Below are 1,328 nucleotides of genomic sequence, written 5' to 3' on the forward strand. Positions count from 1 at the left end.
CGTTCTACCTGAAGAACCGCAACGACAACTCCGGCGACCCCGACATCGTCAGGCAGTTCGGGAACTTCGACGACCTGCCCATCGCCGGACGCTGGGGCTGACCGGCGCGACCCTGAAGGAGACGACATGCGTTCCACAATGAAAGTCCTTCTGGCGGCCGCCGTGATGCTGGCGGGCAGCCTGCTTCCCCTCAACATCGCCCAAGCGGCCGCGCCGGGCTTCGCGGCCCCATGGCCGTGCGGGCAGCAGCGGCAGTACTACCACCACTCCAGCGAGGTCGTCAACGCGATCGACTTCAACATCGCCGGGTCGGGCGACCTCGGCACACCCGCGCTGGCCTCGGCCGCGGGGACCGTCATCGAGGTGGTCCACGGCAGCTCCGGGTACGGCAACTACGTGCGGGTCTCTCACGGCGGCTCGTGGACCACCCTGGTGGCCCATCTGCAAAGCACCAGCGTCGTCAACGGCCAGCACGTCGTCACCGGGCAGGAGCTCGGGAAGGTCGGCAGCACCGGAAACTCCAGCGGTCCGCACCTGCACTACGAGCAGGAGCTGAACGGCGTGAACCAGCGCATCGTCATCGACGGCGTCACGCTCCAGTACACCAGCGCGATCAACCACCACACCAGCCGGAACTGCGGCTCCACCGTCGACCAGATCGGTCTGTACCGGCCCGAGAACGGCACGTTCTACTTCCCTGGTGGTGCTTCCGCTCGGTTGGGCGATGCCGGCATGGTGCCGCTGGCCGGAGACTGGAACCGCGACGGCATCGACACGATCGGCGTGTACAACGAGGAGAACCAGACGTTCTACCTGAAGAACTCGAACACCTCAGGGAACGCGGACGGTGCCTTCCGCTTCGGGAACAAGGGCGACATTCCTCTGGTGGGGGACTGGGACGGCGACGGGTACGACACCATCGCGGTCTACAGGCCGGGCAACCAGACGTTCTATCTGAAGAACCGGAACGACAATTCCGGTGAGGCGGACGGCGCGTTCCGGTTCGGGAGTGAAGGGGACATCCCGCTGGCGGGGAACTGGGACGGGGACCAGTACGACACGATCGGTGTCTACCGCCCGGACAACCGGACCTTCTATCTCAAGAACCGGAACGACAACTCGGGCGACGCCGATGGCGCGTTCCACTTCGGGAACAACGGCGACCTGCCGGTGGTCGGGAACTGGGACGGCGACGCGTACGACACGATCGGCGTCTACCGGCCCGACAACCGGACGTTCTACCTGAAGAACCGCAACGACAACTCCGGCGACCCCGACATCGTCAGGCAGTTCGGGAACTTCGACGACCTGCCCATCGCCGGACGCTG

The 1,328-nt window shown here is 65.7% G+C and carries 1 protein-coding gene; it reads left to right on the plus strand.

Annotated features, from left to right (window positions below; all coding sequences use genetic code 11):
* Positions 1–126: 126 nt before the first annotated feature.
* Positions 127–1,328, plus strand: a 1,202-nt coding sequence (locus tag BLS99_RS25445; protein ID WP_143034956.1) for a M23 family metallopeptidase, incomplete at its 3' end; no start/stop codon positions are given.

The sequence above is a fragment of the Glycomyces sambucus genome, from assembly GCF_900102815.1.
Taxonomy (GTDB): Bacteria; Actinomycetota; Actinomycetes; order Mycobacteriales; family Micromonosporaceae; genus Glycomyces; species Glycomyces sambucus.